The following is a 13,326-nucleotide window of genomic DNA, read 5'->3' as shown; positions in this document are numbered from 1 at the left end:
AACTATCTGTAGATCTATTTATTAACACCAAAAACGCGTTTTGGTTTGATGAACAAAACTCCTAATGCGGGTAACGTAAATTCGATCGAGAACGGTTGGCGATTCATGCCGTCGAGGCTGGTGACCATTTCAGGCAGATTTTCGGTCCAAGTACCGCCGAATTCCTGCATTTCAGTATTAAGCAATACTTCGTAGTGGCCCTCATATGGCACGCCCACTCGGAAATTGCGACGCTCTACAGGTGTGAAGTTGCAGACGACAATCAGGAAATCGCGCGGTTTTTCACCTGTTCTTATGAAGGAAAGGACTGACTCCGAGCTATTGTCCGCGTCCAAAAGTTCTAAACCGGTGTTTGCATCATCGACTTCATGCAAAGCTTTCGTATCTTTGTAAAGATGATTCAACGTTTTGATGTAATGCTGGAACTCCGGATTGAACTCATTATTCAAGACATCCCATTCGATTTGTTCGTAGAAGCGCCATTCCAGGAATTGTCCGATTTCATTGCCCATGAAATTCAATTTTTTCCCTGGGTGAGCCATCATATAGGCTTGCAGCGTCCGTAAGCCCGCAAATTGTTTATAGCGGTCACCCGGCATTTTTGCCAAAAGGGACTGTTTCCCGTGGACCACTTCATCATGGGATATCGGCAAAATAAAGTTCTCATTGAAAGCATACATAAATGAGAAGGTGATCAGGTTGAAATTATCTTTTCGGAACAACGGATCCATTTCGAAGAAACGCAACGTATCATTCATCCAGCCCATATTCCATTTATAGTTGAAGCCTAAACCGCCCATCTCGATAGGTTTCGTGACGTTCGCCCAGGCAGTGCTTTCTTCCGCAATCATGTAAGTATCCGGTTGGCGCTCGAAGACTTTCGTGTTCATTTTCTTCAGGAATTCGATCCCTTGGCGATTATCATTGCCACCGTCTTCATTCGGTGTCCAAGGGCCCTCATCATAATCAAGGTAAAGCATATTCGAAACGGCATCGACACGGATTCCGTCAAAATGGAACTCTTGTAGCCAGAAAATGGCGTTCGAAATCAGGAAACTGTGTACTTGCGCTTTACCCAAGTCAAAATTCAATGTTCCCCAGCGGTTGTTGATGGCGCGATTCGGATCGGCGTATTCGAAAGTCGGTGTGCCATCGAAATTGGCTAACGCATAGTCATTTTTGCAGAAATGTCCGGGAACCCAGTCCATGATGACCCCGACCCCTTCTTTATGCGCTTCTTCCACGAAATCCCGTAATTCGAGCAAATTGCCGTAACGGGCAGCCACCGCGAAGTATCCGGTGATTTGATAGCCCCAAGAAGCTTCCAACGGATGTTCCATCAATGGCATGAATTCAATGTGCGTGTAGCCCATTTCCTTCACATATGGAATCAACGTTTCAGCAAGATCCTTAAAGGAATACCAGCTGCCATCATCATGTTTTTTCCAAGAGCTGAAATGCACTTCATAAATGTTAAGCGGTTTTTGATAGATGGACTTTCTTTTTTTGTTTGCGGACCATCTGCCGTCTTTCCATTTTTTCTCAGGCATATCAAACACGACTGAGGCGTCTTTCGGCGGAACTTCGTACGCAAAAGAATAAGGATCGATTTTGTATTTCTTTTTGCCGTTTTTGTCTTCGATATAATACTTGTAGCAGTCCCCTTGTGCCGCATCCTCCGTAAAGAGTGACCAGCCACCGGTTTTGCCTATTTTTTGCATTTCTACGGGTTTCCACTCAGTAAAGTCCCCAACCACCGAAACGTTTTTTGCATTGGGCGCCCAAACAGTGAACCGCCAGCCTTCAATCCCGTTTTCGGTCCGTTGTTTACTTCCTAAAAAGCGATAGCTTTCAAGATGCTCCCCGATGTTGAACAAATACATCTCTTTTTCTAATTCTTTAAGTATGTTCGTTTTTGCACTCATCCAGACACTTCCCTTACAATTATATTGCTGTAACAAAACGATCCAATAATGATTTATTTAATCATGCCAGGCCCTTTCATTAATATATATCCATAATACCATTTTAAAGATGATTTTGCCATAATCCATAATAAATATATTGAGACCTATTTCTCTTCCTAATAGTAATAAACTATCATCCTTAATAGTTTTTTTACATAAAAACAACATTGTAAACGCTATTCAAACTTAAGACATGAATATCACTATATAGAATCCATCTGAGTCATGAAAATGAACTTTTGATTAGATAACGATGAGAGGCATTTCAACCAGGCTTATTGTTACAACACTTTGTCAACATTCACTTACAAATAAGGACATGTAAATACACAGATAGATTTAGTTATTTATTTCACAAATCGGGCAATCTCCCAGATTGCGAATGTTTCCGCTTACATTTATATAGTAAAGAAATCCTGATTTGCAAAGATTGTGGCATAATTTTTACAATTCAGGATTATTTTTACTTGGTATTTACAATCGTTGGATCAGCAGCTCCACGGTAGGGATATCTGCCGGCGCCCAGTCCAACTCAGGCAATTCTGAAACGTTCACCCAACGCATTTCCGTGTGCTCCGACAATCGCGGTTCGCCCTCGTTCAATTCACAGAGAAGCGTCGTCAACTCCACGGTCCCGAAATCATAAAGATGCTGGATTGTGAGCAGCTCCTCTTTGACCAGGATCCGGCAGGAAAATTCCTCCTCCATCTCCCGGACAAGGGCCTCTTCTGCCGTCTCGTTCTCCTCAAGCTTTCCTCCAGGAAATTCCCACAGGCCGGCTAATGCCTTACCCGGCCCTCTTTTGGCACAAAAAATGCTGCCTTCTTTTTCTATTACAGCTCCCACTACTTTGATCATGCGGCGATTAAATCCTCCCGATTACAAAAATATTTTGTTGATGACCCTTCCATCCGTGGCTTCCGGAAATTTCAGACCGATTGCATGCAGGAAAGTCGGTCCTTCGTCGATCAACCTGCCCTTTTCGACAACAGCGTCTTTGTCGATTCCGGGTCCGGAAACCATCAGCATCGTGGCATATTTTTTCTTTTTCGGACTGAAGCCGTGCGTTGCGCTATGCAGTCTTCGGTCGGGCAGGTTTTTGGCGGTGCTTTCCATGAAAGGATACAGCACATCGCTCTCGAAATAATAACCCGCCTTCGCTTCCAGAATGAAGAGGCAATTCTCATCCGCTCCCATTTTTCTGGCTTCTGCGGCCGAATGGATGGTTTCAACCCGGTCTTCAATCCCTTTCAATGCATCCAATATCATTTTATTAGTGATGCTGACATCTTTGCGGTAAATATAACAAGCACCATCTGCGGCTTTTGCCAGCACTTTCCAGTCCTTGATATTCTTTTTGCGGTCCAAAGTCTGCCACCCTTTGTCCAAAAATAGGTGGTTCGGGCGGATGACCGTATGCGTATCGATTTGATAATGATCGCCCAACACCGCCAACACGGTATCCTCATAGATGTCCGTTTCTTTCATCGCGTCGATGATTTGGCCGAGATGGCGATCCATCCGGACGATGGCTTCTTTCGCTTGGTCGCTCAAGACGCCATAATGATGACGCATACTGTCCAAATCGACCAGATGCACAGCCAGCAGATCCGGCTGTTTCGTTTTGATTGTGTCGACCGCAATCGCCGTGACAAACTCATCCAACTCCGGTTGGGCAATGCCGTTCCGCAACGAACTGTATTTTTTGTTCATCTCCAGCGCATATTTTGTGCTGGAGGCAAAAGCGGAAACCATGACTTGATTTTGCCACGGCCTGTTCGGAAAAATTTCCGCGAGGTTATAATCGATGGAAGAACTTTTCCCCGTCACTGGCCAAAGCAAAGCGCAGGTTGTATAACCAGCCTTCTTTGCGACATCAAACAATGTCGCCTTCTTTATTTCTTTGGCATACCAATACCAGTCCGGAGACTGTCTTTCCGGTTGCCGATGTGTATTGTGGATGACGCCGTGGCGATTCGGATTCATCCCTGTTGCGATCGAAGTATGGGCTACGTATGTCAAAGAAGGATAAACCGATTCCACCTCTTTGACGAGCGCACTTCTGTTCAATATTTCCTGGAAATGGGGCAGCGTCTTGGCAAATTCTAAGTCACTGGCACCAAATGCATCTAATGAAATGATATACAGTTTTCTTTTTACCATAATATTACCCTCCTATCCTGTTATTTTACCATATAATCCAGTCGTCCAGTCGACTTAGGCGCACTTATTTTAGCCATCTTTTATGCTTAAAGCTCAAAAGACTGCATCCGGATCTTTGAGCGATCGGGATGCAGTCCTTTGTTTGGTTGAATTCAATCCGTTCCTGACTTATGGCTCGAGCGGATCCCCTTCATTATCTTTCGGTTTCAAATCCGGCTGGTCGGTCTTTTCGACCGGCGGGACTGGGGTTTGTGGTGTGCTTGTTGTTTTCACAGACGGTTCCACGGTCGGTTTGGAAGCTACATTTGTGCCTCCCGGTTTTCTTGGATGGGTCCGGTCAAACCGTTCTTTCCGGCGCTCTTCGATCTGTTTTCTTTCCAGAAGTTGCTTTTCGGCCCTTTGTTTGCCCCAAATCGTTTTGCCGAACAGTTTTTTGATCGCCCACAGCAGCAGCAACAACAACAGAACTGCTACAAAGAATGGCATCGCATAGATGAACCAGATTGCGGCATCCTGCAGCCAATAGTAGAAGGAATAAAGCGAATCGGTGAAAGCATCCTTGACGCGATCCCAGAAAGGCGTCGATCCGCCTTGGTTATTCGAGATGCGCGAACGCTCGGAAACGGTCAGATACAAAGCTGTATAGTCGACCAAATCATCGATGTTGTCCAACTCAGCCTGAAGCACTTCCCTTTCGGCTATGGCAGCACTGAGACTGTCTTCGATAGCTAGGATCTCCTCGACTGTTTCCGCTTGCTCGAGCAGCGCCAACAAGCGCTCTTCCTTCCTTTGCAGCACGCTGATGCGGGTGGCCGTATCCTCGTAGTATTGCGTTACGTCCTCATTGCCCTGCTGCTCGCTGATTTTCGTTCCCAGTCCGCCCTCCAGATCGTCCAGGAAGGCTGTCACGGAATCTTTCGGGATCCGGATTGTGTAGCTGCCTTGGCGATAGTTTTGGCTCAATGAAGTAGTCGTGTAGAACATGTCGCCGCCGCTGGATTCGTAGGAATATTCCACATAGGCCCCGTATTTACCGACGATTTCCTTCAGGTAAGCGATGGAATCATCATATTTCAACGTTTCATAGGAGAGATGGACAGTGGTGACTACCTTTTCGCCGATGAGCAATCCAGACCCGACTGCCCCATCCATTTTGGATATTTCAGTCGTCACGTTGTCTACTCCGGCAGCGTCCTGTTGCGAAACACTCGTTTCTTCCGTCGTTAAGAATGAACAACCCACCAGCGAGAATGACAGCAGCGATAGTATCAATAATTTCAGTTTTTTCAATTGAGGCGCCTCCAATCTTTCCTAAGTTTCCTACTTAGATTATACCGCATGGCGGCCGCTGCGCCTAATAAAGCCCTTACATATTTATGGTCCGGCTTTGGCGGACTTGGCTTGGCCGAAGAACGGCCGGTGGGACCGGGGAAACCGGCCGCTCCTCCGGCGAAGCGGCTGTCGCCGGAGGAGCGGCCCATTTTCGGTGTTCTTCTCCGGCGAGCCTCTCCTCGCCGGAGGAGCCGATAATCCGGATGATCCAGCTCCGGCGAGCCGCCCCTCACCGGAGCTGGCGGCCCCAATCGCTGAAACCACAAAAAGAAAGGGCCGAAAAGGTAAACACCTAAGTGTTCAACTTTCCGACCCTTTCTTCTGATACGGCATGGGTAAACCCATGGATGGGACTGTTCACAGCAGTCACCATCAAACATCCACATCCTGTGGTTGTGCAAGCACGTATGTCCCGTTTGATTTGCAATCACTTCGCCGCTTGCGCGGAATGGGCGAACCCACCTGATTGCTCGTCGCCTCATCGCATGTAAAATATCTTATCATGCAGAAACCGAAAAGGCAAGTCTTTTTTTGATTGCAGACGCTGATTCACTGGTTTTTATTTTATGCCGCTCTCGTCAAATTGCTTCAGCCAAGCATCGGCGATGAGTTGGTGGCCTTTTTTGGTCGGATGGACGCCGTCATTCGACAATGTTTCATAACCATCGACAGCACCGATTGCATTCAAATAAGCATCCAGCCCAATCCATTCGGCATCGAATTCTTCGGCAAGGCGTTTGACGATTTCCTGTTTTGGATCTAAATCGACCCGCCAAGTTTTGCGGTCTTCCGGATACGGAAAAACGAACGGTTCCATCAGTATGATCCGGGCATCCGATTTTTTCCGCAAGGAGGCCAACAAATGGCGGTAATGCATTTCGAACTGTTCAGCGCCCTGTACGGTCGCGAACACCGTTTCATCGCCGACATTATGCCACGTATCATTGATGCCAATCAACATAGTGACGACATCGGGTTCGAGCGAAACGCAATCGGCGTGCCATCTTTCCGCTATATCATGGATTCGGTTGCCGCTGATGCCGCGGTTGATCAGCTGGTAGTGTTCGGCATCGCCCCTGTCCGCAAGAGCCTTCGCTATCATTGCCACATAGCCTTTCCCCAGCGAATCGGGATTGTTACGGTTGCGGCCGACATCCGTGATGCTGTCGCCGATGAAAAGCAATTTTTTCTTGGTCGTTTTCTCCATAGGTCCGCCCTATCTGTTCTGGATGACTTCAACCTTGTAGCCATCCGGATCGGTGATGAAATAGTATCTTACGGAAGAATCAGGCAAACCTTTATAGTCTGTCACGTTGAATCCGGCAGCTACTTGTTTGTCATGGAGCGCTTCAAATTCATCCACTCCGATGGCGATATGGCCATAGCCGTCACCGATGTTATAAGGTTCATGGTCGTAATTGTAAGTCAATTCCAACTCATAGTCATCGCCTTCCAAACCTAAGTAGACGATTGAAAACTTGTGCTCAGGGTAATCCAACTTCTTTTTCTCTTGGAAATCAAACGCCTCTTTGTAGAACGCAATCGATTTATCCAAGTGCTGCACGCGGATGCAAGTGTGTAACATTTTCATTCAGTCATCATTCCTCTCATTTATGCTGCCCTTATCATACCGAATTATCAGTTCCTTTACAAAAAATTTGTCGCAAAAATAACCTTGCTATATCCCACAAACTGAATTATTCTAGAAGTTAGTTACCAGTGAGAAGGAGAAAACTCAATGAAGATATGTACCTATTGCCATAATCGCATCCCGAAAGAGGCTTTGATCTGCCCGATGTGTGGGTCGGATGTTTCCGGTTCGGACGCGATCCATCAAGATGATTTTTATCAATCCACTTTATTCGAAGATAACACGGAAAATTTTGTCGATCTGACGGCTGATGAGGATGAAGAAGCGGCTGAAGCGGCTTCGCGTGCTGATAAGCAAGCTTTTTCTTTCAATGAAGCAAAGAATAAATTCATCCGTTACGTGCGTTTTTTGTGGAAAAAAATGAAAGACCCCGCGGAGACCAGAAAATCGCGCAGAGAAAGCCACAACCTTTACGGCTACTTTACCTTCATCCTTTCGGCGCTTCTTTCAGCCGGATTGGTGACGCGGATTGCGGTCGCATTGGCTTATCAATATGATTTACTTTCGCAGATTTCATTGTTGCCGACCGTCACTTTCCAGGTCGAACCGGTTGTTTGGTTCATGAAGAGTTTCCTGTTGTTCTTGGCGTTCTATTATTTGTACCCCTTTTTGGCGTACCTCATCAAAACATTCTTTTTGCACAGACGCCATGCCATCCATAACTGGATGACGCAGTATGCGGGAATGAACGCTTTCGGTCTGTTGCTGTTGGGTGCCGCTTTTGTGACCAGCCTCATCGCACCGATCCTGATGGCGGTCCCGGTGCTGTTGTTGTTCTTGGTCCATCTGTCCAGCTATCTGGTGACGTTCATCGCCAGCCTGTACCAGACGATCAACGAAACGAAACGGGATACGCTTTACCTTTGCCTCGGCGGCATCAGCGCGCATTTGCTGTTGATGACGACGATCGCCTACGTATTATTCCTGAAAATGTAGCATCAAAACAACTGCGGCCCACCTCTGATTGGTGGGCCGCAGTTGTTTTTTACATATCCAAATCGGTGAAAGCGTAAGGAACCAACTCTTTGATCGTCAGCTCCATGATTTTTCCGTGTTTGTCGGAAAGGTAGACAGGCGTTTCGTACCCGCACAATTCCACCATCACCTGGCGGCAGATGCTGCAAGGCGGGAGGAAGGTTTCCGTGTCGCCGGCGATGGCGATGGCTGCGACGTCGTCTTTGCGGTAGCCTCTCGTAACTCCGGTGAACAAGGCGGTTCGCTCAGCACAGTTTGTCGCGCCGAAGGAAACATTTTCCACGTTCACGCCTTCGATCACTTCGCCGTCCTTATAGAGGACTGCCGCTCCTACCGGAAAATGGGAATATGGGCTGTATGCATGTTGCATGGCCGCTCTTGCTCTGGAGACTAATTCTTCACTGTTCATCGATGATCCCTCGCTTATCAAGAATGGGTATTTTTTCTGACACGTAAATGTTCGTGTTTACAGTATACCGATTATTCCAGATTTTGCCAAACCGGAAAGGTCATTGATCAGCGTTGCCTAGCTCCTGCTCAAGCTTTAATCGTTGGGATCAGAGTTCCGGCAAATTCGCCATGTAATCCTCGAGTGCCTGGATCGCTTCCGCCATCAGTTCGGCAGTGACTTCGTAAGGCAGTCCGTGCGCCGGTGCTTCAGGTTTGGTCGACATCCGGGCGATTTCCATGATGCCTTCCGCGTCCAGTCTGTCCAGATGCAGATCGTGGAGGCTCTTCGGAATGTCCAAATGTTCGTAGAACGGGATCAGGTTGTCGATCTCCGCCCATTTTTTTTCATAGGCCAATTGGACCATGATTCCATAAGCAACTTTATGCCCATGCAGGAAATGATGCGATTCCGGGAAATTGGTGATGGCATCATGGATTTCATGGGCGATGGTCGTCCGCGCAAAAGCGTCCCCCATCCCGCCTACCATGCCGCTGATGGAAGTGATGACTTCCGTCAGCTTCACAAAAGCTTCCGTCACTTCGCCTGCTTCCAGACTGGCGATCGCCAACTCAGCGTGGTCCAGGATGCTCTGTCTGCAGATGTAGGCAGCTTGGCGCGCCATCATCAGCATCGGTTGTTGGGCATTCTCAGGCAGCGAAAGGATCTCATCCGATTCGTACCATTTGGCCAGCGTATCCGCCAATCCGGCCACAAAGAAATCCTTCGGCGAATCGATGATCAATTTTGGTTCCAACAACAAAAGCGAAGCTTGTTGCTGCAGGAAATCGTAACGGATGAACACGCCATCTTCACTGTACATGACGCTGAGCGGTGTCCAAGGCGCGCAATTGCTCGCCAATGTCGGAATCATCACATTCAGGATGCAGCCCGCTTTCGCGGCAGCATATTTCACTGCATCCATGATCTTTCCGCCGCCGATACCGATGATCGCATCGCTTTCGTGCTGTGCGGCCAATCCGACGATGCGGTCGACTTCCTCATAGCTGCATTCGCCCGAAAAAGCCACTTCTGTGATTACAAATCCTGCTTGATAGAGATCTTTAAGGTAGGGACGGGCTTTTTGCCAGGATACGGTTCCGTGCACAATCAAAACATTTTTTACGAAGCGTTCTTCCAAACGTTTCGGCAAAGTTGACAGAACGCCTTCCCTGCATTCGTATTCTTGCGGACCAGTCCTAACGATCAATTCTTTCGTCATATAATGTCAACCCTCCCTGAATTTCTAGACCGTACGCGTGAAAGGATCGCGGCTGATGCCGGCCGCTAACACTTGCTTCGCGTATTCTTGTGCGCCGAACAAGGAATGATCGCGGTAATTGCCGCATTCCTTCGCGGTCGTTGCCGGGACTACTGTCGTTTCCAATACAATCTGCAACACTTTTTCCAAAGCAGAAGCGATTTCTTCCGGAGTATGTTCACCCCAACAGATCATGTAAAAACCGGTGCGGCAACCCATCGGCGACAAATCAATGACGCCATCCACGTAATCGCGGATGTTGATTGCCAAAAGGTGTTCCAACGTGTGCATAGCCCCAGTCGGCAGTGCATCCTGGTTGGGCTGCACAAAACGCAGATCGAATTTTGTGACGACAGCCCCAGTTTCATGCACTTCATAGCCTGCTTGGCGGACATACGGAGCCTTTACCAAATCGTGATCCAATTCAAAACTTTCTACTTTAGCCATCTATATTTCTCCATTCTTCAGCTTGAGATGCTGTTGTTTGTTTTATGATGCATACCAATTCATTATACTAGACATTTATGAGATTTTCCTTAAAATTATATCACGTGGTGTGTTATCATGTTAGGAACAGAAAAAATCTGAAATTAAGCTTCCATACGTGAAAGGAGTGCCGCGCCACTTTGATAAGCATCGTTTTCCAACAGCTGTTGACCATGTTCACTATCATGTTCTTTGGTTTTATTCTGATCCGGTCGAAAGTCATCACCAGCGAGGGTACACGCCAAATATCGACCATCCTCTCCTTGTTCGTGATGCCCGCGACCATGATCACATCGTTCAATGCCGATTTTGATGCGCACCGCTTGAAGCTGTTGCTTTGGGCGACGCTGGCGGCTTTTCTGACAATTTCCATCCGCGCGTTCATCGTCCATGTCCTATTGAAAAAAGAGGACCGCATCGATAAATACGCCACGATTTTCCCGAATGCCGGTTTTGTCGGCATCCCCCTGGTACTCGCGACCGTGGGCTATGAGGGCGTCTTTTTCATGTCCGGTTACATCATGGCAAATAACGTCACCCAGTGGACTTACGGCCAATATCTGATTTCGGGCGACAAAAAAGCGATGACCTTGCGGCAAACCCTTCTCAATCCCGGAATGATCGGGGCTGCCATCGGATTGTCAATCTACATCAGCCGCCTGCCGGTCCCTGCTTTTCTCTGGAAGTCCGTCGACAACTTGGCAGCGTTGAATACGCCGCTGGCCATGATCATCCTCGGAAGCTACATCGCCAACAGCAATTTTTCGGAATTGTTGGCTTTCCCGAAAGCGTATTGGACCACTTTCCTGCGTTTGATCGTCACCGCCCTCATCTCGATCGGCGTCATTTATTTGTTGCCGATCGATGACTATATGGTGGAAATCGTCCTGACCATCGCCTCCTGTGCCCCGGCAGCAACGAACACTGCCATCCTTGGCCGTCTGTTCGGCGGCGACTACGAATATGGCGCGCGTCTTGTGGTCCTGACCACTCTATTGTCCTTATTTACAATCCCGATCATCGTGCAATTTGCACAACTGTTGTTCGGATAATCATTTCAGAAAGAAGGTATGAGCATGGATAAGTTATTAAAAGGGATCGTCAATTTCAGGAGGAGAGATTTTGAATCTCATCGTGAGCTTTTCAAGGGGTTGAAAAGCTCCCAGAAACCTCATACCCTATTTATTTCCTGTTCTGATTCACGCATCGATCCGAATATGATCACAGGCACTTTGCCGGGGGAATTGTTCATCATCCGCAACATCGCCAACATCGCTCCGCCTTACCGGATTTCTTCGGAATATTTGGCGACGACATCCGCCATCGAGTATGCCGTGCTTGCGCTCGGCGTAGAGAATATCATCATCTGCGGCCATTCGAACTGCGGCGGTTGCGCTGCTTGCCTACATCCCGAAGGCAAGCTCGATGATTTGCCGCACACGCGCAAATGGCTGGAACTGATTCACCCCGTCCGCGATCGCGTTCTGAAGGAAATTCCAGAATCCGAACCTGAAGCACGGGCCTGGATGATGGAACAAGGAAATGTCTTAGAGCAACTGAAACATTTGGTTACCCATCCCTATATTGCCGAAAGAATGGAAGCCGACACGCTGCAGATCAGCGGTTGGCACTACATCATTGAAACCGGCGAAATTTTCATCTATGACCCCAACTTATGCGAATTTTTGCTGGCAAACGGTTGATAAAAATCAAAGTATGAACGATCCGCACACAGAAAAAGGACGCATCCCGCAATTAAAGCCGGGATGCGTCCTTTTCATTTGATTCGTTTTTCGATCTACACAGAGCGTAGAGGCAGAGCTTTTTTGCCGACGGTTTTCCAGACGATTTGGGCCAACCAGTAATCGACCATGCTGTGGATGACGGTTCCGACGCCGACCAGCAGCATGACGGAAGAAATCAGGCCTTTATCGTAATACGCTGTCGTAAGGTTGCCTGCAAAGTAGAACAGGCTCACGACGATGACTTCGGAGCCAGCATGCAACACGCCAAGGACCAGGCTGAACAACAACGATTTTTTGATATCGTGCGCCATTTCCGGGTGCTTTTGGATGTATTTCGCACCGACATAAGAAAAAATCATGTGCGTTGCCGCACGCAGGACTACGACCAATGGAAAGCCGCCAAGCATAAAGCCGACTGCCGTTCCAAAGGCAACCGCAACAGCGATGCCGGGTGAAAGGAACATGGCGATCATCGTTGCCACATGGCTAGCCAAAGTAAAGGAAGCCGGTTCAAGAATTATTTTCAAAGGGGATATCATCGGTATCAGGATCCCTATCGCAATCAGTAGAGCAGCTATCGTAATGTGTTTCGTTTGTGTACGTGTATTCATTTCGCCAATCCCTCCAAAGATATTTACAACTGTCTTGACAGTTGTAAATATATTATATAATCTTTTCAGGAGTTGTCAAGCTAATTTTCATACGTTTTCACCCTGAATAGAGGATGCCGGCTTCCTGCAGTTCCTTTTTGATGCGCAGGAATGTTTCTTCGTCCTTGCAGGCAAGCGTATGCAGATGCACACCGCCCGTCAGCGAAGACAGCATCGCCGCTTCGTTTGATGCGATTTTCGACATAAAGTCGATGACATCATGGCGCGAACGGATATGCAGTTCCCCGGTCAAGGTGCCGTAGACCGGATGCTCGACCTGGACATCCACGACCTCGCCGCCATTGTCCACGATGATGTTCAGTTCCGTCACCGTCTCGGCCCGCGTATGCTGGCAGGCAATTTTACCTGTGAACAGACTGCCTTCGCCCTTGAATGCATTCGCGGAAAGATAGCCCCGTGGAGTTGCCAGGATCTCAATCCCTTTGGCGCGGATCAATGCGATATCGCCCACGATGACCTGACGGCTAACCGACAACAATTCAGCCAGTTGGGTGGCGTTCACCGGTTGGTCCGTGGCCTCCAATAATTTGATGATTTCATTTCGTCTCTCTGCTGCTTTCAATAAACTCACCCTTCCGTAACGCGTTCTCTTCTTAATAGTACCCATTTTTGCCCCGGACTGCAAGA

Annotated in this window: 14 protein-coding genes; 3 read left to right on the top strand and 11 right to left on the bottom strand. The window is 47.9% G+C overall.

Annotation, left to right across the window (positions count from 1 at the left end; translation table 11 throughout):
• Positions 1–14: 14 nt before the first annotated feature.
• The 6 genes from glgB to gloA form a co-directional block, all read right to left on the bottom strand.
• The gene (gene glgB / locus PH235_RS09500; RefSeq protein ID WP_272162114.1) at positions 15–1,925 is read right to left on the bottom strand and encodes a 1,4-alpha-glucan branching protein GlgB; all 1,911 of its coding nucleotides are present in this window, start codon (positions 1,923–1,925) and stop codon (positions 15–17) included.
• A 516-nt stretch (positions 1,926–2,441) separates the two neighbouring features.
• Positions 2,442–2,825, bottom strand: a complete 384-nt coding sequence (locus PH235_RS09495) for a (deoxy)nucleoside triphosphate pyrophosphohydrolase (protein WP_272162113.1) — start codon at positions 2,823–2,825, stop codon at positions 2,442–2,444.
• Between the two features lie 21 nt (positions 2,826–2,846).
• A complete protein-coding gene (locus PH235_RS09490; protein WP_272162112.1) occupies positions 2,847–4,130 on the bottom strand; it encodes an alkaline phosphatase family protein in 1,284 nt (427 codons plus the stop codon).
• Between the two features lie 168 nt (positions 4,131–4,298).
• Positions 4,299–5,420, bottom strand: a complete 1,122-nt coding sequence (locus PH235_RS09485; protein ID WP_272162111.1) for a DUF4349 domain-containing protein — start codon at positions 5,418–5,420, stop codon at positions 4,299–4,301.
• Between the two features lie 601 nt (positions 5,421–6,021).
• The gene (locus tag PH235_RS09480) at positions 6,022–6,669 is read right to left on the bottom strand and encodes an SGNH/GDSL hydrolase family protein (RefSeq protein ID WP_272162110.1); all 648 of its coding nucleotides are present in this window, start codon (positions 6,667–6,669) and stop codon (positions 6,022–6,024) included.
• 9 nt (positions 6,670–6,678) lie between these two features.
• On the bottom strand, positions 6,679–7,053 hold the full coding sequence (gene gloA, locus PH235_RS09475) for a lactoylglutathione lyase (protein WP_272162109.1): 375 nt from the start codon (positions 7,051–7,053) through the stop codon (positions 6,679–6,681).
• A gap of 147 nt (positions 7,054–7,200) precedes the next feature.
• On the opposite strand from gloA, the gene PH235_RS09470 reads away from it, so the two are divergent.
• A complete protein-coding gene (locus tag PH235_RS09470; RefSeq protein ID WP_272162108.1) occupies positions 7,201–8,049 on the top strand; it encodes a hypothetical protein in 849 nt (282 codons plus the stop codon).
• A 49-nt stretch (positions 8,050–8,098) separates the two neighbouring features.
• On the opposite strand, the gene PH235_RS09465 is transcribed toward PH235_RS09470, so the two are convergent.
• The 3 genes from PH235_RS09465 to PH235_RS09455 form a co-directional block, all read right to left on the bottom strand.
• Positions 8,099–8,497, bottom strand: coding sequence for a cytidine deaminase (locus PH235_RS09465; RefSeq protein WP_272162107.1), 399 nt, complete (start codon positions 8,495–8,497; stop codon positions 8,099–8,101).
• A gap of 148 nt (positions 8,498–8,645) precedes the next feature.
• Entirely contained in the window at positions 8,646–9,758 is a 1,113-nt protein-coding gene (locus PH235_RS09460; protein ID WP_272162106.1) for an iron-containing alcohol dehydrogenase family protein, read from the bottom strand.
• A 24-nt stretch (positions 9,759–9,782) separates the two neighbouring features.
• Positions 9,783–10,244 (bottom strand): S-ribosylhomocysteine lyase, encoded by a 462-nt coding sequence (locus PH235_RS09455; RefSeq protein WP_086942537.1) that lies wholly within the window; start codon positions 10,242–10,244, stop codon positions 9,783–9,785.
• 179 nt (positions 10,245–10,423) lie between these two features.
• On the opposite strand from PH235_RS09455, the gene PH235_RS09450 reads away from it, so the two are divergent.
• Both PH235_RS09450 and PH235_RS09445 read left to right on the top strand, forming a co-directional pair.
• Positions 10,424–11,335 carry an AEC family transporter gene (locus tag PH235_RS09450; protein WP_272162105.1) on the top strand — a complete coding sequence of 304 codons (912 nt, stop codon included), beginning with the start codon at positions 10,424–10,426 and terminating at the stop codon, positions 11,333–11,335.
• A 24-nt stretch (positions 11,336–11,359) separates the two neighbouring features.
• Entirely contained in the window at positions 11,360–11,986 is a 627-nt protein-coding gene (locus tag PH235_RS09445; protein WP_108032078.1) for a carbonic anhydrase, read from the top strand.
• A gap of 95 nt (positions 11,987–12,081) precedes the next feature.
• Here PH235_RS09445 and PH235_RS09440 read toward each other — a convergent pair whose 3' ends face one another.
• Positions 12,082–12,639, bottom strand: coding sequence for a hypothetical protein (locus PH235_RS09440; RefSeq protein WP_272162104.1), 558 nt, complete (start codon positions 12,637–12,639; stop codon positions 12,082–12,084).
• A gap of 97 nt (positions 12,640–12,736) precedes the next feature.
• Positions 12,737–13,261: a transcription repressor NadR gene (locus tag PH235_RS09435; RefSeq protein WP_239992640.1), complete on the bottom strand. Its 525-nt coding sequence runs from the start codon at positions 13,259–13,261 to the stop codon at positions 12,737–12,739.
• Positions 13,262–13,326 lie beyond the last annotated feature (65 nt).

This window comes from Trichococcus sp. K1Tr, from assembly GCF_028309625.1.
Classification (GTDB): domain Bacteria; phylum Bacillota; class Bacilli; order Lactobacillales; family Aerococcaceae; genus Trichococcus.
The sequence above is the reverse complement of the archived record's forward strand: the minus strand, read 5'-3'. Positions and strand labels throughout refer to the sequence as shown.

Coding starts and splice junctions, on each gene's coding strand:
- glgB (WP_272162114.1), bottom strand. CDS start 1,925: ATGAGTGCAAAAACGAACATACTTAAAGAATTAGAAAAAGAGATGTAT.
- PH235_RS09495 (WP_272162113.1), bottom strand. CDS start 2,825: ATGATCAAAGTAGTGGGAGCTGTAATAGAAAAAGAAGGCAGCATTTTT.
- PH235_RS09490 (WP_272162112.1), bottom strand. CDS start 4,130: ATGGTAAAAAGAAAACTGTATATCATTTCATTAGATGCATTTGGTGCC.
- PH235_RS09480 (WP_272162110.1), bottom strand. CDS start 6,669: ATGGAGAAAACGACCAAGAAAAAATTGCTTTTCATCGGCGACAGCATC.
- gloA (WP_272162109.1), bottom strand. CDS start 7,053: ATGAAAATGTTACACACTTGCATCCGCGTGCAGCACTTGGATAAATCG.
- PH235_RS09470 (WP_272162108.1), top strand. CDS start 7,201: ATGAAGATATGTACCTATTGCCATAATCGCATCCCGAAAGAGGCTTTG.
- PH235_RS09465 (WP_272162107.1), bottom strand. CDS start 8,497: ATGAACAGTGAAGAATTAGTCTCCAGAGCAAGAGCGGCCATGCAACAT.
- PH235_RS09460 (WP_272162106.1), bottom strand. CDS start 9,758: ATGACGAAAGAATTGATCGTTAGGACTGGTCCGCAAGAATACGAATGC.
- PH235_RS09455 (WP_086942537.1), bottom strand. CDS start 10,244: ATGGCTAAAGTAGAAAGTTTTGAATTGGATCACGATTTGGTAAAGGCT.
- PH235_RS09445 (WP_108032078.1), top strand. CDS start 11,360: ATGGATAAGTTATTAAAAGGGATCGTCAATTTCAGGAGGAGAGATTTT.
- PH235_RS09440 (WP_272162104.1), bottom strand. CDS start 12,639: ATGAATACACGTACACAAACGAAACACATTACGATAGCTGCTCTACTG.